We start from the raw sequence: 23,052 nt of genomic DNA, 5'->3' as shown, positions 1-23,052 counted from the left end.
TAAATAATGAAAAAAAAGCAGATTGTTTTATTGGTTGTTGTGACCGTTTTGATATCGTCGTTTTCAAAAAAGATATTGCCAACCCAGTCGGCAAAAGATATCATGATAAAGGTGCAAAAAGTAGCCAAAGAATCCTTTAACACATCAGTTCAGAGAATAAAATTATCGACCTGTAAATATACTGTATCAAATAAAAGAATTGTATGCACCGAAGAAGCAAGAAAGAAATTGCTGGAGAGTGTTGCTAAAAATTATGGAGAAAACCATCAGGATAGCCGATCGGTCTCCATTATAATTGAACCTAAAAAAGAACAGGGAGTAGGTATGTTGACCTATGAGTATGGTGAGCTTGGCAAGGATAACGATAGTTGGATCTATTTGCCAGAATTGAGTAAAGTTAAGCGCCTGGCATCGAGCAGTGATAGTAATGATAGTAGCGGAAGTTTTTTTGGGTCTGAATTCTCTCTTGAAGATATGGAGGACTTAAAAGTTGATGAATATAATTTCAAGATTTTGAAAGAAGAAAGCTATAAGGGACGTGAGGTCTGGGTTATTGAGTATACGCCTACAGCAGAAAGGGCGAAAAAATCAAAATATAGTAAAACAGTATCATGGATAGATAAAGAAAGATATATCAGTTTAAAGAAGAACTTATATGTTCATGGAGACCATTATAAACAGATGACCATGTCAAAAATTGAAGAAATTGATAACGTTTGGATCGCAAGGCGATTAACTATAAATAACCTTGCCACTCGCACGATAAGTATCATGAATATGATTTCGGTAGCCTTTGATCAAGAAATTTCGGATGATTTTTTAAGTACAAGGACTTTGGAAGATTTTACGTTTAGAGAACGGAATTTAATCAGACTTCGTAATAACTTAAAATAGTAATACAGATATATAAAAAGCTTGACAAAAGGAGCGATAGTAAACTTTAGAATGTATAGTCAGGTTATAAAACCATTTGATGTAATAGGCTGATAGTCAAAAGTAAAATGTATACTGATAACGGGTAGTTATCAGTATACAGAACCATAATTCATTCACATTTTATAGTTGCCAATTCACCACAAACTCATAGAAACTTTATAAGGAATAGTACATATGAAACATTCAAACAATGAGGGGCATTATGATGCTATTGTCGTAGGTTCAGGAACTTGCGGTGCCACAATTGCAAAAGAATTAAGCAGACAAAATAAAAAAGTCTTGATCCTGGAACGAGGAGGAAATGCACCTCTTAAAGAATCCATTATGGGATATGCCAAAATTTCTAACGAAGTACGTGTTGCAGATAAACTGAAAGATTTAAGAGCTTTTACTACCGGAGGTACAACAGCTATGTATCTTGCCGTAGCAGATCTGCCACCTATAGAAACTTTCAAGAATTTAGGAATAGATCTTACCGAAGATCTAGAACAAGCCCGTAAAGAATTACCAGTTGCCGAAATTTCGGATGGATTAATTGGTAGTCAGGCAAAAAGATTAGGTGAAAGTGCCAGACAGTTAGGTTATGACTGGGAAAAGAAGTTGATGTTGGTAGATCAGTCAAAATTCAATCACAAAAATTATTATGAAGTAAAATGGAAAGCTAGAACCTATGTAGAAGATGCTCTTAGAAATGGAGCAATTTTGGTTAATCAAGCTACTGTTTCTAAAGCTATACTTGATAATAAAAAGGCTATTGGTGTTGAATACTATATTGGGAAAAAAAAGAAGGTATTTAAAGCATATGGAGAAAAAATAATTCTTGCAGCTGGTTCTTTGGCCACTCCCATTATTCTTAAAAATAGCGGAGTCAAAAATGTAGTGAATCATGGTTTTTACATTAATCCAAGTATTGGCCTTATAGGAAAAGTCCCAGACCTTTCGTCAGAAGAAAACTTCTGTGGTTGTATGGGGGGAAAGTTGGACGATGATATTGAATTGATGGATGCCAATTTTCATCGCTTTCTATTCAATGTAGGGATGCTCGTCTCGGGTAAGCCTTTACGTATAGCATCATACCCAAAACATATTGGAATCACTGTTAAGATCAAAGAACCAGTTGGAGGTGAACTCACTGAAAATGGAAAATATCATAAAGAGTTGACGGATAATGATCACCGGCGATTAGAGAAAGGAATGGAAGCGGCTAATGAAATATTAAAAAATGCTGGAGCTAGAAAAATTTTTAAAACCGATCTTATATCCGGGGGGGCTCTGGGAACAATCAAAATTAAGGAACATATCGATGAGAAGCTTCAGACTGAGTATAGCAATTTGTACGTTTGCGATGGTTCCATATTACCCGAAAACGAAAGAATAACACCAACTCTTACACTTGTTTGCCTGGCCAAATATTTGGCCAGAAATTTGGCAACTTCTCTTTAAAAAAATAAATATTTAACCATCTGAATAAGTTCAAAACTATTTGAAACATACAGTTTTGATTTATTACACTAAAAATTATAAATGACATGAAAAATTCAGAAAAAAATAAAACCAATGGTTTTTTACTAGGGCTAACACTATTAAGCATTGCTGTTGCAATTACGGCACCTTTTGTATGGGATCAATTTTTAGAAGGACAATTAGGAATAATTGTATTAGTTTTTGTTGAAATATTACTACTTACTTTTATTATAAGTTCAATTCATTCCCTTTGGAAAAATTCAGGTTCTGGCGAATGGAAAATGAAATCAGATAAGAAAGGAATGGTGGTGTATACTTTAAAAGTCCCCGGAGAAACTTGGTTGAAAATTAAAATAGTGGGAAGACTTAAAGCCAAATTAGCAAGTATTTTAACGCTTATGCGAAATCCTGATGCAGCAAAAGATGTGGGTATGTTTGATTCATACTATATAAATGGATCAGACCCAAAGCTGGATGGAGCAGATCCAAAACAGGTGTATTATACTTTTAAACAAAAACTTTTTCCTCCTTTCAAGCATAGAGAATTTGTAGTTAAATCCGAATTTTCACAAGACCCTGTTAGTAAAGAAATGAAATTCAATTTTGTAGCTGCACCAGATAAACTACCCGTTAATAAACGTTGTCATCGGGTGACAAAAATGCATAATAGATGGCGATACACTCCTTTAAAGAATGGTGAAGTAGAATATGAATTTGTATACGATGCAGTTGATCCAGGAGGTTACTTTCCATACGCATTAGCTAATTGGTTAATCCCTAGTATGCTACCCTATGCGTTTGCAAAAATGCCCAAGATATTAGATAAAGAAAAATATCGTAATGCTAAGGTTGATTATGTTCAGGAAGTTAATCAGCCTGAAGAGATGATGATATAAAGAACCTGATATAAAACCCCCAGTTTGACTTCTGAATTTGTAGATCATAGGCAATACTGGCTTATGAGGAAGCTCTCTATCTTAATAGAAAACCTGATGTTGTTAGTAATATAACACAGGATAGTTATCTACACTCTCCCCCAATTGATATTGCAAATTTTATTCAATTCGCTAAGGTCATAAAAGACCTGGCGTAGGTGCTTATTTTCCAATTCTTAATGATTATAATATAATGAATAAAGTGTCCGAAAATCGAACATATAGTCTAAACATACCACAAATGTTATGGGATGGACTGTCCGAAAACTGGTTAATGAAAGAACTAGGTGATATACATTGGAAAATGATATCAGAAGGACTGAAAACAGAGTCTGATAAATTGGTTGACAGTAACGGAAATAGGTTGTATGCTAGCTTTGTTCGAATAAAATGGGAATCTAATAATTGTCTGGGAGAATTCAGTGAAAACGAAAAAATAGAGATTAATAGTTATCTGTCAAAGTATGGTAACAAGATGTTTTTTAGTAATGGTGAGGTGACTGGGCTAAATAAAAAAATAAAGACAGAATTAATGTCCGTTTTTTCTTCTCGAAGTTCAGGAAATAATCAAAAATTAATAAAAGGAACACCTCTAAGCGTAGAACATAAAAATATTTCGGTTCACAATAAACTTCCTAAAGTTGCCAAAGATTTTTTTAAAGTAAAATCTTGTTTTTTTCAACCTGAAAAAGAAGAAGATAACGATACAAAAGAAATCATTCTTAATGATAGCTCATTTGATATCTATACAGATGTAAAACCTTTATTTCAAAGAAAATACCAAATTGATTCTTATGATGATATCAACGGTGTTGGTCTTTTATATTTTGCTTCTTACCCAAAAATAAGTGATAAATGTGAATTGAGTTTTTTTCAGGAAAAATACAATGGAGAAATCGAAAACTATAATTGGGCCAAAGATAGTTCTACTATTGCGAGAGATATACACTACTATGGAAATGCTAATGCAAATGAAGAATTGGCATATAATTTAGAAGACTTTTCTTACCTGGATAACAATACAATTAAACTAAGTTCTTCTTTAGTAAGAGAAAAGGATGGAATGTTAATAGCAAAGATATTTACAATTAAAAAACTATCAGAACCTTTAAAAATCGCAAGTGTCTGGATTAAAGGTGAAAAGGAAGGTGAAACGAAGCCTTTCTTAGAAACAAATACACCAAATATAAATACTACTAAATCTCCGGATGATTCTCCTATACTTAATCAAAATTTCAAAGGTAATAGCGATTTAAGCGAAGAACAACTATGCGAAACTATAATCAACTTTTTTTCTAAAATTTTAGAAAATAACGAGATTACTATTCATACAGATTTAAGGAGGTTTGGAGTTGAATCCATTGTATATACAGAACTTTCAGAACATCTTAACATAGAGTATGGCTTCCAAAGTAATCCAAGCACATTTTATGGACTATTTACAGTGAAAGAAATTGCATCTTTTCTGCTTTCAACATACCATACCACACCTAATCTGAATAAAGATAATGAAGTAGTAATAGATAAGGAAAACCCTGTGGAATCTGATGATATTGCTATCATAGGACTTTCATTAAAAATGCCTGGAGCAAATACTAAAGAAGAATTTTGGGAAAATTTAGTGAATGGAAATTCTTGCATCACAACTACTCCAAAAGATAGATGGGATTGGCCAGAAGATATTGACATACACGGAATTCATAGAGGAATTAATTACGGAGCCTACATAAAAGATATAGACAAATTTGATGCATCCTTTTTTGGGATATCCCCAAGAGAAGTAAAAATGATAGATCCACAGCAAAGAATTCTTCTTGAACTCACATGGGAACTCATAGAAAGTTCTGGATACAAACCTTCGGTATTAAAAAAGAGTAAAACAGGTGTTTTTATTGGAGCCAGCGGGAGCGACTATGAGACTTTACTACATAAAAACCCTAAACTTCAAGAGTTTTCTGCGACAGGAACAGCAATGGCACTTCTCTCAAACCGGATTTCATATTTTTATGATTTTGATGGCCCTAGTTTAACAATAGACACGGCTTGCTCTTCATCGTTGGTTGCCATAAATAATGCGATTACTTCAATCAAACAAAATGAATGTGAACAAGCTATAGTAGGAGGGATACACCTCATGTGCGAACCTACAAAGAGTATTGCTTACAGAGAATCCAATATGTTAAGTATTGATGGTAAGTGCTACACTTTTGATGAAAGAGCCAACGGATATGTAAGAGGAGAAGGAGCCGTGATGTTCCTTTTAAAACCTTTGAAAAAAGCGATTGCCGATAATGATAATGTGTTGGCTTTAATTAAAAGTACAGCCGTAAATCATGGAGGTTATTCTGGTGGGGTAACTGTACCTAACCCAAACAAACAAAAACAACTTATTGAAGAAGCATATACAAAAGCCAATATCAGTATACAGGATGTTTCGTATATAGAAGCACATGGCACAGGTACGAGCTTAGGAGATCCAATAGAAGTATTGGGTTTAACCAAAGCTTTTCAATCATTACAAGGTGAAAAAAATGAAAACCATACTCCCTGGTGCGGGATAGGATCAATAAAAACAAATATTGGTCATTTAGAAGCAGCATCCGGAATTGCCGGACTACTAAAGGTAACTATGGCAATGAAACATAATTATCTGCCTGCTAGTCAAAACTTCAAAAACATAAACAGTAAAATTGAAATTGAAAATAAACCTTTTCGTATTCTGGAAAAAGGAACCGAATGGCTACCAAATAACGATAAAAACTCTCTTATAGCTGGAGTAAGTAGTTTTGGAATAGGAGGCGCTAATGCTCATATAGTTTTAGAATCTTATAAGGAAGATGAGGTAGAGAACACTTCAAGAATCGAAGGGCCATACTTATTTATATTATCTGCAAGACGTGAAGAAATACTGAAAGATTATGTAAAAAAAATACTGAGTTATATAAATCAAAATTCTTCGGTAACTCCTTATCAATTATCATATACCCTACAAGCTACCAAAGAGGAGATGGAGCATAGGTTAGCTTTTGTATATAATACTATCGAAGATCTCAAAGCATATTTGGTAAATTTTATAGAAGGATCTTCCCTACAAAACATCTATGTAGGTAGAATAAAAAAATCAAAACTAGACCAACTAGATCATAATAAAATCATTGTCGATAGTCTTAATTTGGGGAATGTAGCAGAACAATGGTGTCAAGGTAATACCATAAAATGGGAAGAGTTGTATCCAATCAACTCTAAAACCCTAGAAATTTCAACATATCCTTTTGACCATAAAAAGGGATATTGGGTTTCTTATAAAAAACAGCAAGACCTTGATGAAAAATATCCTCAAATAACCACACAAAAAGTACAAGAAAAAGTAAAAATCAAAACTTCCAACATTTCGGAAGAACTCTCTATTCCTTCACAGATTTTAAAGAAGACAGAGAAAGAGGTTCCAATGGTTCAAGATTTTGATAAGGAGACCCTGTCAAAACCTATTAATATTCCATTAATGCCCCCGGGGCAAATAAAAATGGAAGAAATAGAACAGGTGGTGGACCAAAAAATACAGTTTACTCTTTCGGATACATTAGAGGAGACTCTGAAGGGAAACCATACTATAAATACCCCTTCTTATATAAAGCTGTTTGATCAAGGTAATGGTACTTATTCCCTGGAGGTGAATGCAGACGGGAATAACACTCTTTCTCGTGAATTAGTGGTAGAGCTAATACATAGTCTGGAGTATGTACAACAACTACCAGAGCTAAAAGTATTGTTGCTTCGAGGTAATGGAAATACCTTTCTTCAAGGAGGGCGCGAATCATATAACGAATCGGTAGAGCAGGGACTTTATCGTTCCATAGCTTATTTCCCCTATCCAATAATAGCAGAGGTGCAAGGGGATGCTACAGGTAGTGGTTTCCTGTTGGGCGCACTGTGTGATTTTATGGTATGCAGCCAGGAAGCCCAATATTCCTATACAGATTATGACAAAGGATCGTTACCTACATTAGAAGAAGAATTGCTTTTCAGAGAACGTTTTGGAGAAGTTTTCGCAAGGGATTTCCTATATCAATCAGGGGTATCAAGAGGATATAAGTTAAAGAAAAGAGGCTGGAGCATTCCAATTGTTCCTTCCGAAGAGGTAAGAGTTCGTACAGAAAAACTGGCTCAGTCCCTATGTGGCAAACCACAGGTTTCCCTTCATCTTCTGAAGCAACACTTAGGGCGAAATATTTTAAGGCTAACAGATGGGTTAAGTGTAGTTGAATCATTGAAGATAAAAGATACTACAATTTCAACCCCATCCAAGGTTTTTTCCCGTTCGAAGTATATAACAGTTGGAACAGATAAGGATCAGATACTGGTAATGAGGATACATACGGGAGAGAAAAAATACCGGTTAAAAACCCTTGTATCAGGTCTTGGTGATATCCTTAGTCAGGTTAGGAAGGAAAGGTACCATAAAGCGATCGTACTTACCAGTGATGATGAAGGTTTCCTTAGAGTATCTGATGTATCTGGATCGGTAAGAGAAATTCTAGAGTTCCAACGGTTGCTCATAGAATCACCAATCCCCGTGATATCGGCAATAAGGAAAAATGCGAAAGATATTGGTTGGCTGATTGCTCAATCTTGTGATGTATGTATTTATCAAACAGAGGGAGGCTATTCAGCTACTGGCCTTTTAGCGATACCAGAATTATCAAGACAGGCAGGATATATATTCAAAGATCGATTGGGATCTTATGTATGCCAGGAAGTATTGTTGTCAAACAAGATATATAGAGGTGTTGAGCTGCAGCAGCAAGTGAGAGGGACATTAGTATCCAAGGATCCCTTTTCATCAGCTATGGAATTAGCGGCTCTATGGAGTTCTCTTTCAATAGAAGCTATAAGACAATGGAAGAAGGATCGAGTAGCAGCAACTCTTGAAGAGATAGATCAATTACCGTTGTGGCGAGAAGCTGAAGAAAAAGTCAAGACTTCTTTACCACAGGAACCTACAGAGATTCAACTAAAGTCAGAAGTTATACGGGCCACGGTATACAAGGAAGGGATAGTAGAGGTAAGGATGGAGGATAGAGAGGCGAAGAATATGTTTTCTGACGCCTTCATAGATGGTATCACAGAGATATTCGAGCATATAGCGGGATCCTCGGCCTATAAAGTAGTGATATTGACAGGATATGATAATTATTTCATTTCAGGAGGAACTAAAGAAATGTTACTGGATATCCAAGAGGGTAAAATTAAATTTACTGATGCTAAAATATACCACTTGGCACTTAAATGTAAGATCCCCGTGATAGGTGCTATGCAGGGTCATGGGATCGGTGCGGGCTGGTCGATGGGAATGTTTTGTGATTTTCCGTTGTTCAGTGAAGGAGGGCATTATGTGAGTCCTTATATGAGCTATGGGTTTACTCCCGGGGCGGGATCGACTCTGATCTTTCCTGAGAGAATAGGATATGACTTGGCAAGAGATACTTTGTTGACAGGAGTGGAATACTCTGGTCAGGAGTTAAAGGAAAAAGGACTGCCTCTGCCGGTTTTACCCCGTAAAGAGGTTTTTTCTGCTGCGCTTACTCTTGCCAAACAGCTGGCAGGTAATTCTCGGGATAGTTTAATAGCTCTTAAGGATCAGTTGACCGATAAGTTAAGAATCCGTTTGGAAGAAACATACAGTCTGGAATTGGCCATGCACGAAAAAACATTTGTTGGCCGTTCTGAGACTCTGGAACGTATTGAAAACAATTTCAATACTACCACAGAAGATACAATGGATCAGGCAATCCAAGCAGAAGGATCGATTTCTTCCGGATTCGATAACATATCTCAGGGTACGGATGTGTTGTCTATGATCTTGGCAAGTCTCAAAGAACTATTGGCCCAAGAATTACATATGCAAGATGAAGAGATCGATGAGGAAAGCCAGTTTGTGGATCTTGGTTTGGATTCAATTATTGGAGTGACCTGGATAAGAAAGATCAATGAAAAATATAAGATTTCTATTAATGCAACTAAAATTTATAGTTATCCAAATCTGAAGCAATTCAGTAATTATGTAAAAACAGAAGCAGAAAAAGAAGGAATATTACCTGTTCAGGAAGTTCTGGAAAAACAAACTGATCATGCCAATAATCCTATAGAATTACAAAGTATTAACGCTTCATCATCAACATTAGAAAACCCTGTTTCTGAGTACAATTTATCGGCACAGAAACCAACTGTACCTTTAGAACATCAATCAAAATCCATAGCCGTAATTGGTATGGCAGGTCAGTTTCCTAAAGCCAAAGATGTAGAAGCATTTTGGCAAAATATAGCTCAGGGCGAAAATTGTATTAGTGAAATACCCAAAGAACGCTGGGATATTGATAAGTACTATCAGGAAGGGGAGGCAATCTCAGAAAAAACCTATAGCAAATGGATGGGGGCATTAGAAGAACATGATCTTTTTGATCCCTTATTTTTTAATATATCACCCTCAGAAGCAGAGCATATGGATCCGCAACAGAGACTGTTTTTGCAGACCTGTTGGCATGCCATAGAATATGCAGGTTACAATGCCGAATCATTGGCTAATAGCAAATGCGGTGTATTTGTAGGCTGTGGTCAGGGAGATTATCATCTGTTATCAAAGAATCTAAGAACAAGTGCTTATGGTTTTACAGGTGGAGATAATTCTATATTGGCTGCACGTATATCTTATTTCCTAAACTTACAGGGACCTTGTTTAACCATTGATACAGCTTGTTCATCCTCATTGGTGGCCATTGCCAACGCCTGTGATTCCTTAATTCTTGGTCAAAGTGATCTTATGCTGGCAGGAGGAGTTTATGTTGGTGTTGGTTCTGATATGCATGTTAAGACTTCGCAAATGGGGATGTTATCACCAGAGGGAACATGCTATACTTTTGATCAACGAGCCAATGGATTTGTACCTGGCGAGGGGGTTGGAGTAGTTATGCTAAAAAGACTGGAGGATGCAGAAAGAGATAAAGACAATATTCTAGGAGTTATCCAAGGCTGGGGTACTAACCAAGATGGTAAGACTAATGGAATCACAGCTCCAAATACAGAAGCTCAATCTAAGTTGCAACAAGAAGTTTATGATAAATATAATATTGATCCATCTTCCATTCAGTTAGTTGAAGCCCACGGAACAGGAACAAAATTAGGAGATCCGATTGAGGTAGAAGCCTTGGTAGAATCTTTTAAAAAATACACTCCAGAAAAGGAGTACTGTGCTCTGGGGTCAGTAAAAAGTAATATAGGTCATTGCTTAATGGCTGCTGGAGTTGCTGGTATGATCAAGCTTCTGATGTCACTAAAATATAAGAAACTACCTCCAACTATTAATTTTGAAAAATTGAACGAACATATCGGTTTGAAAGACAGCCCGTTCTATGTTAATACAAAATTAAAAGATTGGAACATTGAAGAAACGCAAAGACGTCAGGCAGCTATCAGCTCCTTTGGTTTTAGTGGGACCAATGCCCATATGGTTATAGCAGAGTACCCGTCATCGTTAGATAGAAATATCAAGAATTCAGATAGCGTTTCAAATAATGATTGTGTTTTCCTTTTATCTGCCAAAACCGAGGAACAATTGAAGCAAAAGGCGATTGATCTGTTGACATATATTGATAAAGAGAGACAATCCTTTGATATGGTTCAAGTGTCATATACGTTACAGATAGGAAGAATGGAGATGGAGCAACGTCTGGGATTTGTGGCTAATACCGCAGATCAATTAATAAAAAAATTAAAAACATATATAGAAGGCAAAAAAAATGTTCAGGATATATTCCTGGGAGAAGCAAAACGTAATAAAACCACTATTTCCTTATTTTCTAATGATACCGATTTACAAGAAACCGTTGATAAATGGATTCAGCAGAAAAAACTTTCTAATCTTATCAGTTTATGGGTTCAAGGGCATGATCTGGATTGGAATAAATTGTACGGAGAGAACAAACCTCAGCGAGTAAATTTGCCAGTTTATCCATTCGCTAAAGAACGATATTGGTTTAATGAAGAGGTTAGTGATTTCTCATCGCCAAAAACTTCGGGAACTATAGTACATCCTTTGCTGCACCAGAATACATCTATGATTCATCAGCAACGTTATAGCTCAATATTTAATGGCAAAGAATCATTTTTAAATTATGATCAACAGACTGGGGTAAAATTCATAGCAGAATTAGCTAGTTTAGAAATGGCTCGTGCGGCTATTGGACACTCATTACCATTACAATCAGAATCCGGTATAGAGTTAAATAATATAGTATGGTCGGATCCTATGATAGCTGTTCCCGATACAGAATTTACAATTTCTTTATATGAAAAGGATAACGTTCATATTGATTATGAAATATGTAGTAATACAGGAAACGAAGAAATAATCCATTGCCAGGGAGTTGCACGTATTAGTAATTCATTAGTATCAAATCAAAAGGACATAGAGTGGCTTAAAGGACAGATGACGCAAGATGAAATGGGTATAGCTCATTCAGAAATTGTAGATATACATCAGAAAGAGTATCAATTATTAGTTCAATTAAATTTATCAGATCATACTCTGGGTAACCAAAAAGGTTTTGTGTTATATCCTGCAATCATGGAACATATATTAAGGGTTGTTGATTTTTTTGAAAATAAGCATGAGAGATTAATTCCTCTGAATTTAGGGTCGATACGAGTAGTATCACCTTGTACACAAAACATGCATATATGGATTCGTTTTTCAAAAAACCATCAATCAGGAGATGAAAATTTCAGTTTGGATATAGATCTGTATGACGACCAAGGCAGTGTTTGTATACAAATTAGAGAGTTATCACTTGGTAGTGATAATCAAACAAGAATAGAAGCATTTACTAACATTAATGAAAATGTAACCAACAAAGAACTGTTTCAAACACAAGAAACAACACAAACATTATTTTTTAGAGAATATTGGCAAGATCAATCAGGTATCAATACAGAGGCAGGATTGGATGATCAACAGACCATTATTTTTACGGATAAGGATTTTCGTGAAAAATTGGTAATTGAAACAGAGAATCTGTTGTCCAAAGCCATTATGGTCGAGGAGGCTGATAGTTTTCGGCAAGTGACACCGAAGTTATACCATTGTCATCCAACTAACCAAAACGATATTGGTAAAATACTTAATCGAGTTACTGATGAAGAGAGTAAACCTGTTCGCATCATATATACTTGGGGGAAAGGTCAGGGTGAAACAGGTGTTCACATGTTATTTGATTTGTTTAAAACTATTAAATCATCTATATCTTCAGTAACTCACGTGACACTTGTCGGATATTATAATCCTTCAGAAGTTAATACTTGTTGGGATTACTCTTGGATTGGTTTTGAACGATCATTAAAATTACTTCTACCAAATATTCAAGTATCATTACTTTATACAGATATACCTTCCTGTACATCTAAACAGTTGTTAGATGCATCACAACGGAACGGAGTATTATGGTATAAGGATAAGAAGAGATATATACTATCAATACAATCATGTAAAACCGATAAAACAGACAAAGAATCTGTACTGAAACAAAATGGAAGTTATTTAATTACAGGTGGTTGTGGTAATTTAGGTTTACAGTTTGCTCATTATCTGGCGAAAAATTATAATGCCAATCTTCTATTGGTAGGTAGGCGTCGGATAACCTCTGATATTGAAGAGCAAATTAAGAGTTTAAAAGAAACGGGTACGGGAGAAGTATACTATACATCTGTTGATGTTAGTGACAGAAAGGGAATATTAGCTTTGAAATCTGATCTGCCTTTTAACCTTTCTGGTATTATTCATGCAGCAGGAGTAGAATCCTCAGAACCTTTTTACAATAGATCAGCAGAAGATATCAATACAGTACTTCATCCTAAAACCATTGGTTCCATACTATTAGATGAGATATTTGATGAACCTTCATTAGATTTCATTTGCTACTTTTCATCAGTATCGGCTTTACTTGGTGATTTTGGTTCTTGTGATTATGCAGTAGCTAGTCGTTTCCAAATGGCCTATAGTCAATATCGTGAACAAAAAGAGCAACGTAATGGAAAAACAGTTGTCATTAACTGGCCACTATGGCAAGAAGGCAATATGGGAACAAGTGATAAGGAACAAACTTCCTTTTATTTGAAAAGCAGTGGTCAGGAACCATTACAAACATCGCAAGGTATAGACCTTTGGCATGACCTTTTAAAGTCAGATATGACACAAACACTTGTGATGCTGGGAAAACCATCCCGTCTTGAGCAGACATTGAATCGATTATATCAGGTTAGGCAACCAATTATTGTAGAAAGCGTTCATGGACAAACAAAACACACCGAGGATAAAGTACGGAAATTTCAGTACCAGGGACTTTCAATGAAGGAATGTATCATTTCCGACTTAAAGCAACAGATTTCTGGATTGACTAAAATCAAAAAAACAGAACTAAGTACTACTAAGAATTTAACAGAATATGGTTTTGACTCTATTAGCCTGAGTAAATTTGCTAAAAGACTGACAGCTTATTTTGGATTAGAAATAACACCAGCAATATTTTTTAGTGCTACTACTATTAGTAAGTTGGGAGAGTATTTTCTGCAGGAGCATGCTATACACATAGAAAGTTTTTACAACCAGACTAAAGCTGTTAATGAAACTGATAAAGGAAAAATTTCTACAACTAAATTAGAAAGTGTTAAGCCAGATCTTAATCATCGTTTTAGACCTCGATTTAATTCTGCGCTGCCTGCTACAATGAATCAGGAACCTATTGCAATTGTGGGTATGTCTGGGCGTTTTCCACAGGCTCAAACAGTAGATCAATTTTGGGCATTGCTTGCAGAAGGTAAAGATGTAATTACTGAAATACCTTCTAACAGATGGAACTGGCATGATTATTTTACCGCTCCAGGTGATACCAACAATAAAATGGTTACCAATAAAGGAGGCTTTATTCATGGTGTGGATGAGTTTGATCCATTGTTTTTTGAAATCTCCCCTCGTGAGGCTGAGCAAATGGATCCTGCTGAACGTCTACTCTTAATGGAAACTTACAAAGCGATAGAAGATGCAAGAATATCTCCAAATGATATTAGAGGTAAAAAAGTAGGTGTTTTTGTAGGAATGGAAGAAAGCCAATACGACCAAATCACAGGACGGCAAGGTATTACTACCAGTGGTAATGCCATGATGAGTTCTAGACTCTCTTACTTCCTCGATTTACATGGGCCGACTATTGCTACAAATACAGCGTGTTCATCAGGATTGGTAGCCCTACATCAGGCTGTATCAAGTCTGCGTCAAGGAGAATGTAAATCGGCAATAGTAGCGGGTATTTCACTGCTCCTTTCACCAGAAAATTACATGATGATGAGTGAGGCAGGCATGCTATCAGAAGACGGTCATTGTTACTCTTTCTCAAAAAATGCAAATGGTATTGGAGTGGGAGAATCTGTTGTAGTACTAATGCTGAAACCATTATCAGCAGCCATTGAAGAAGGTGATTCAATATATGGCACAATCAAAGCTAGTGGCATTAATTTCGATGGTAAAACAAATGGAGTTACTGCACCTAATGGAGACAGACAATCCGAGTTAATAGAAAAGGTTTACAAAGATTACCAAATTGAGACCAATGATCTATCATATATCGTCACTCATGGTACAGGTACCAAACTGGGTGATCCTGTTGAGATAAATGCTTTGGTTAAAGCTTTTAAAAGGCTAAATAGTGACAAACAATCCCAGGTAAAGCGAGAGCATTGTGCTTTGACGAGTTGTAAGAGTAATGTGGGACATACATTGGCAGCCTCTGGGTTAGTTAGTGTGGTTAATTTACTAAAAGCCATGCAATACTGTCAAATTCCGGGAAGTTTAAACTGCCAAGAGGAAAATGATTATATCACCAGAAATGATAGTCCGTTTTTTATAAATAAAGAAACCTGTGAGTGGAATAAGGAGGAAGGCAAACCATACCTGGGAGCCGTAAGTTCCTTTGGACGAAGTGGAACCAATGCTCATGTGGTTATCGAAGAATATCAGGAATCTATTGAAAATACACATCCGATTCCTCGAACGACTCAAAATGAGAAAGTAATGATTCTTCTTTCGGCAAGAACCGAAGAGCAGTTACAACAAAGAACTCATGATTTGCTAGATTTTATTGTATCACCACCTCAGAAGACTATTGATTTACAAGAGTTAGGATATAGTCTTCAGGTATGTAGAGAAGAGTTTGAAGAACGCCTCGGATTTATAGTAGGATCAGTCACCCAATTGACCGAAAAACTTCAAGATTATCTTGATGATGTTGAAGACATTGAAGACACTTATAGAGGTAAAGCAAAGCGCAATCAGGAAGATATTAGGATTATCAATGATGATGATGACATGAAAGAGGCAATTGATAAATGGATTATCCGTAAGAAACTTCCCAAATTACTTGAGTTATGGGTCAAAGGCTTGACTATAGACTGGAAAAAATTCTATGGAGATAATAAACCCAAACGTATTGCTTTACCTACTTATCCATTTGCTCAAGAACGTTATTGGATAAATACAATACCGAAAGATCAATCAGGAAGTAGCTTACATAAACTACACCCATTAGTACATCAAAATACTTCCAATCTTATTCAACAAAGCTATAGTTCAACTTTTAGAGGAAACGAATTCTTTTTAAAAGATTATCAATATCAAGGACATAAAGTATTACCAACTAGTATTTATTTAGAAATGGCAAGAGCTGCTGTTAAAATGGCTTTACCTATAGCAGAAGAATCACTAATTATTGAAATGCACCATTTAGAATGGGTGGAACCATGTATTGTTAATAAGGATAAAAATATTAAGATCGTTTTATCTCCACTGAATGAAAATCAAATCAGTTACGAAATTTTTAGCCAAGAGGTTGGTGCAGAAATATGTCATTTTAAAGGCAATGCAATTTTTAGTATAGCATCTAATACTTCAAAATTAGACGTGCAAGGTTTGATGAGACAAATGGGAGAAGATTCTGTAGAAATATCTGATCTCTATACTACTCTAAACAATATTGGTATAAGTTATGGGCAATCTTTTCAGGCACTAAAAGCTATATATCAAGGAAATAACCAATTGTTGGTAAAGTGTAAAATACCATCTACAAGTCAAGGCAATTATGTGCTACATCCCAGTATCATAGATAGTATATTACAGGCAAGTGTAGTGTTAATTGGAAGTGCAGAACCATTGATCCCTGTAGCCTTGGATTCATTAACTGTTGTGTCTGCTTGTGTCGAAGAAATGTTTGCTTGGGTACGATTATCACAAGAAACTCAACCTGATGACAAGCAAATTAAACTGGACATTGACCTGTGCGATCAACAGGGGAATGTAGCTATAACTATGAGAGGTTTGGAACTAGTCGTTTCTTCACAAATAAAACCAAAAGGAACCACTATAGAAACAGCTCAATTATGGGATGGAGTAAGTTATCAGACCAAATGGGAAGTACAACCTGTATTGTCACAAAACACTACTGTAACTCATAAAACAGTATTAATTGTTTGTAGTGGATCCACCTTAGGGTTTGAAAAGGAAATTCTACAATATTATGATCAGAATAATATAAAGCCCCTTCTGGTTAGAGTGGCAAATAAAACAGAGCAGGTATCCGACAAGGAGTGGCTATGTGGTACAGACGACCCTGAAGGATTTCAAAGTTGTTTGAAGAATATCGATGAAATAGATGCATTGTATTTTCTTTCTATGCAAGATGAATTCTCTAATTCGTTAAGTTTAAATAAATTGGAGTATAGTCATAAAAGCAATGAAATTCAATTTTCACGTCTTGTTAAAGTTCTTAAGCAAAACAATAAGATAAAAGAGAAGATCGAATCTTATGTGTTAACACTGGATACTCACTCTATTCATGAAGAACCAAATCAATATGGGGGAGCAGGTATTACAGGTTTGGCGTATTCACTTGCTCAAGGGAGTTATCAATTTCGGGTTAGAAACCTTGATTTGTCCTCAGAAGATCTAAAAACGGCAGACAGTCGTAAGAAAGTATTAGAGACTATACTTCAAGAACCTTCTACAGATAGAGGTGAAGTGTTTAAAATTCGATCAGGAAAGAGGTATCGTCAAACATTATATAAATTAGACTGGAACACTCCGGTTAATTCTGCTATTCGTCAGAATGGTGTCTATCTTATCGTAGGCGGAAGCGGTACTGTTGGTAAAGTCATTACACGTAAACTAATCAAAAAGTATGAAGCCACAGTTGTATGGATAGGAAGAAGTGAAGTAACCTCAAAGAAGGTTCAGGTGGCGATGGAATTATGTAAAGAATCCAGAGGGAATTTGAAGTATATCCAAGCTGATGTTACTAATCAGAATGATTTTGAACAAGCAGTAGCATCCATTACACAGGAATATCATAGTATAAATGGAGCCATTTTTGCCGGAATGGTCTTTGATTTTGAAAATTCATTAGATCAAACTACAGAAAAGGAATTCAGATCGATTTTTGATCTGAAAGCTCGAGGAAGCAGGGTATTCTATACTGCTCTGAAAAAGGAACCTCTCGATTTTATGTGTTATTTCTCCTCGGGACAGGCCTATTCTTTTTCTGGAGCAGCTAAACTTTCTGCATATGCGAGCGGAATTACGTATGCTGATAGCTTTGTTCACTCAATTCGAAAGCAATCAGATTTTCCTGTTGGAATTATAAATTGGGGATTCTGGAAATCTTCAATTGAAACTATTGCAGAACGTAATGAAGATATTTCTACTGGGAATTTCGAAGCTCTGGAGGACAATGAAGGATTTAAATGCTTTGAACAATTCGTTAGTGAACTTATGCAAGGAAGGATTCATCAGGTTTTATGTATGAAAACATCACAGCATATTGAGACATTGATGAATTACAATAAAGAAGAATTAATATCCTTAACAAGAATACCAGATTCATCTTCAATAATAGTATCAGAATCTACAATCGAGATTCCGCAGGAAAAAGTCAGAGAACTGAAGCACATTGAAGAGAATAGTAAGTTAGAAGATTGGCTTTATCAATTATTGTTTTGTCAAATAGATCAGTTGATAAAATCCAATAGTAACGAGAAGACATTAGAAATATCCACCTTATATAAACAATGTGGGATTTTAGATAAATATATCCCTTGGTGGAATACTTGTCTACAAAGGTTGAAACAAAACGGATATATTCAATATGAAGACAATGTCATTACTGAATGGAAAAAAGCAAATACTAAAGAGATTTGGAGTAAATGGAATATAGAAAAAGAGAAATATTTACAAAACCAAGATCGTAAAGCGTGGGTTACACTTGTACATGATTGTTTAGAAAAACTGCCAGAAGTTTTACAAGGCAAGGTTTTGGCTACAGACATCATATTTCCCAATTCTTCTATGGAAAAAGTGGAAGGAGTATATAAAAACAACCTACAGTCTGATACCTTTAATGAAATTATAGCCAATGCGGTAGTAGCATATGTACATCAAAGATTACAATTAGAGCCTAATGCTAAATTAAGAATACTTGAAATTGGAGCAGGTACAGGAGGAACTTCAGCTATTGTTTTTTCAAAACTGCAGCCTTTTAAGAAATCGATAGAGAAATATTGCTATACAGACCTTTCAAAAGCATTCTTTTTCCATGCAGAAAAAAATTATGTACCAGAAAACCCTTACATACACTGTGAGAGGCTTGATATAGAACAACCTATAGAGGATCAGGATATTGAAATTGGTACTTATGACCTGGTGATTGCTGCTAATGTGTTACATGCTACCAAAGATATACGACGTACTATACAGAATGCAAAGACCATTCTACATCAAAACGGATATTTGTTGATCAATGAATTAAGTACTCCAGCACTCTTTAATCATTTGACATTTGGGTTATTAGACGGATGGTGGCTTTTCAAGGATGCTGATCTTCGTATGCCAGGTAGCCCAGGGGTATTTCCTGCTACTTGGAAACAAGTTCTAAAAGAAGAAGGTTTTCCTTTAGTATTGTTTCCGGCAGAAGAAACACATTTTGTCGGCCAACAGATAATTATGGCTCAGAGTAATGGGGTAATTAGGCAAAAAATATCAGTAAAACCGAAAGAGATAATTGCCAAAACTATTCCAGCTGTGACCAAAAGTAAGCCTGCCCAGATTCAGAAACAAACAACTGTTTCAATACGAGAGCAAAGCTTAGTTTCGAAACCTTCACAAAATATACGGGAACATATTCGTACTAAAATCCTGAGTAGTTTATCCGAGACTTTAAAAATTTCCTCAGAAAATATCGATTCAGATATTGCCTTTTCAGATTATGGAATTGATTCAATTCTAGGAGTAAGTTTTATAAATCGAGTAAATGAATTACTTTCTATTTCATTAAATACTGCTATCATTTTTGAACACTCATCGGTAAATCGTTTGAGTAAACATATAAATAACTCTTATCAGGCACAGATAGAATCCAACCTGGAAATACAACATGATATTTCGGTAACAACAGAGGAGGATCCAGGACAACCGATATATAAAGAAGAGGCAGCTAGTATAGAGAGTATTTTACCTCAAAACAGATTTGCTTTTAGAACAGATTTGTTTGGAAAACATGCTTCCGAAAAAATTGAAGGCAACAGTTCAGAAATTGCTGTGGTTGGAATATCAGGGATGTTCCCAAAAGCAGATAATATTAGTCAATTCTGGCAAAATCTGATACAGGGAGTTGATGGAGTTGATGAACTTCCTAATCGTTACTTAGATCAAAGAAAATACTTCAGTACCGAAAAACAACCAGATAAAACACGATGTAAATGGGGTGGAATAGTTGAAGACAGAGATTGTTTTGACCCTCTGTTCTTTAATATTTCTCCTAAGGAAGCAGAGTCGATGAATCCACATCAACGATTGGTTTTACAAGAAAGTTGGAATGCTATCGAAAATTCGGGATACAATCCAAAAGATCTTTCGGGCTCTCAAACAGGTATCTATATAGGAGCAGAACCTACAGGATACACAGGAGAAACTTTTACAGGCTATTCCGATGCTATTATAGCTTCTCGTTTGTCCTATACTTTAAACCTTAATGGTCCATCCTTTGTTGTTAATACAGGTTGCTCTTCTTCGGCAGTAGCGTTGCATTTGGCATGCGAAAGCTTAAGAAATAAGGAAACAGATTTGGCATTGGCAGGAGGCGTCAATGCATGTTTAGATGAGAACGTACTCATTCGTTTAGATAAGATAGAAATGCTTTCTCCTAATGGTCGTTGTTTCACTTTTGATAAAGAAGCAAACGGAACTATTATCTCTGAAGGTATAGGTATTGTAGTATTGAAACGCTTGGAAGATGCTATTGAATCAGGAGATAAGATTTATGGATTGATCTCCGGATCAGGGATTAATCAGGATGGAGCAAGTAATGGAATCACGGCACCTAATGGAGAGGCCCAGGAAAAACTTATTGTAGATGTTTATAAAAAATTCAAAATTGATCCAAAAGAAATCAATTATGTTGAAGCACACGGAACAGGAACAAAATTAGGAGACCCAGTAGAAACAAATGCTTTAGTAAGAGCTTTCCAGAATTTTACAGACAATAAAGGGTTTTGTGCTATTGGTAGTGCTAAATCATATATTGGTCATACAGCGGCGGCGGCTGGAGTTATTGGATTGATCAAAGTACTATTGTCTATGCAACACAATAAAATACCAAAGTTGTTAAACTTCAAAACTATCAACCCTTTAATCGAATTTAAAGAATCTCCTTTCTATATAAATACCGAAGTAGAAGACTGGAAACCGTCTAATAGAGCTAGAATGGCAGCGATTAACTCTTTTGGACATAGTGGTACTAATGCTCATCTGGTCATTAAAGAATATATCGAACCAAGAAGTAATCCTATTTCCAAAACAAAAAACCTTGTAATAATACCACTTTCGGCCAAAACACATGAGCAGTTGCTGCAAAAGGCCAAGGATCTCTTTGAGTTTATTCAAATAGAAGAAGAAGGATTGCAATCAACTAGAAATCTTGATTTGGCAGATATGGCTTATACCTTACAGGTGGGTAGGGAAGCTATGGAAGAACGCTTGAGCTTTATTGTTAATTCGGTAGAAGAACTGGCTCAAAAACTTCAAGCTTATATTGATGGAGAACGTGCAATTGAAAATACCTGGATAGGGAAAGCTAATCGAAATAAGGATATTCGCACTCTGTTTAGTAGAGATATTGACCTGCAGGAAATTATTAATAAATGGATAACCAAAAATAAACTATCCAACCTTGCTGATCTATGGATAAAGGGTCTGGAATTAGATTGGAATAAGTTATATACAGAAGTTAAGCCCAGTCGTATTCATTTACCATCATATCCATTTGCAAAAGAACGTTACTGGTGTAACATCTCCAAAAACAACGAGCTAATTAGGGTACCAGAAAGCAATACTACAACAATTCATCCGCTGCTCCATCAAAATACTTCTGATTTAAGTCAGCAAAGCTATACAACCATTTTTAATGGTGAAGAATTCTTTTTAAAGGATCATCAGGTGGATGGAAACAAGGTATTACCAGCGGTCGCCTATTTAGAAATGGCTCAGGTTGCCATAAATCATGCGTCACCTGTTCATGGAGAACAATTCATTTTGGAACTGCAAAATACAGTATGGTTAAAGCCTGTAGTTGTTGAAAAATATAAAGCGGTATCAATAGCCCTATTTGAAAATGAAGAAAAAGGCGATGCTGTAGAAAAAATAGAATTTGAGATATATAGTCTGAATGATGAAACAGAGGAGCAGAAAGAGACTATACATTGCCAAGGAGAAGCTATATTCAGAAGAAGGGAAATACCTTCCAAACTGAATACTGATCAACTTAGGAAACAGATGAAGCAAACAACAATTGAATCTTCTACTGTTTATAGTTCTTTTAAACAGTTTGGGCTTGATTATGGCCCGGCACATCAGGGAGTAACTGCAATTTATATGGGAGAGCATCAACTCCTCGCACATCTTAGTATGCCAATAGAGAATAAAACCAACCAGAAAGGTTTCACTTTACATCCAGGTTTAATGGACAGTGCACTTCAGGCATGTATTGGGTTAATGGTTGATTTAAATGATTTACCATCCCATCCATTACTCCCTTTCTCGTTAGAAACTATACGAATAATCTCTGCTTGCGTCCCAGAAATGTTTGTCTGGGCACGCTATGCAAAAGACAGTAAACCTGGAGATAAACTCATTAAAATTGATCTTGATCTATGCGATCACGAAGGAAATATTTGTGTACAGATGCATGGGTTTTCATCACGAACTCTGAATAGAGAAACAGGCTTTACTTCTCAAAAAATATCAATTGATGGAACCTATGATGATGATTTTTATAAAAACATAATTGAAAAAGTTCTTAATAATGAAATCTCAATAGAAGAAGCAGCTGAGTTAAATTGATTTTATACACATGAAACAAGAATTAATAAAAATATATAGAGATATCTCCAGAGGAAAGCTTACCAAGAAAGAAGCACTGGATAAGATCAAAACTATTAAGCTACAAAAACAAGATAAAGCTAAGGTTACAGGTGTTTTGTTGGCAAATTCGGTATGGGAACCTATTTCATTAGATATAATTTCTGAAGATCAGATAGAATATACCCAGCAGCATATCATTTTGTGTGAAATGTC

General features: G+C 35.7%; 5 protein-coding genes. All 5 read left to right on the top strand.

The window, feature by feature from the left end; translation table 11 throughout:
- Nucleotides 1-6: 6 nt before the first annotated feature.
- Complete coding sequence (locus Z054_RS0109525) at nt 7-894, top strand: outer membrane lipoprotein-sorting protein (protein WP_024769844.1); 888 nt, start codon at nt 7-9, stop codon at nt 892-894.
- Between the two features lie 216 nt (nt 895-1,110).
- Nucleotides 1,111-2,379, top strand: coding sequence for a GMC family oxidoreductase N-terminal domain-containing protein (locus tag Z054_RS0109520; protein ID WP_024769843.1), 1,269 nt, complete (start codon nt 1,111-1,113; stop codon nt 2,377-2,379).
- A gap of 86 nt (nt 2,380-2,465) precedes the next feature.
- Nucleotides 2,466-3,296 (top strand): SRPBCC family protein, encoded by an 831-nt coding sequence (locus Z054_RS0109515; RefSeq protein WP_024769842.1) that lies wholly within the window; start codon nt 2,466-2,468, stop codon nt 3,294-3,296.
- Between the two features lie 232 nt (nt 3,297-3,528).
- Nucleotides 3,529-22,818, top strand: a complete 19,290-nt coding sequence (locus Z054_RS31330) for an SDR family NAD(P)-dependent oxidoreductase (RefSeq protein ID WP_024769841.1) — start codon at nt 3,529-3,531, stop codon at nt 22,816-22,818.
- A 10-nt stretch (nt 22,819-22,828) separates the two neighbouring features.
- A partial coding sequence (locus Z054_RS28180) for a hypothetical protein (RefSeq protein ID WP_035091314.1) occupies nt 22,829-23,052 on the top strand: 224 nt, incomplete at its 3' end.

This window comes from Aquimarina macrocephali JAMB N27 (genome assembly GCF_000520995.1).
Lineage (GTDB): Bacteria > Bacteroidota > Bacteroidia > Flavobacteriales > Flavobacteriaceae > Aquimarina > Aquimarina macrocephali.
This window is presented reverse-complemented; position numbering and strand designations above follow the sequence as displayed.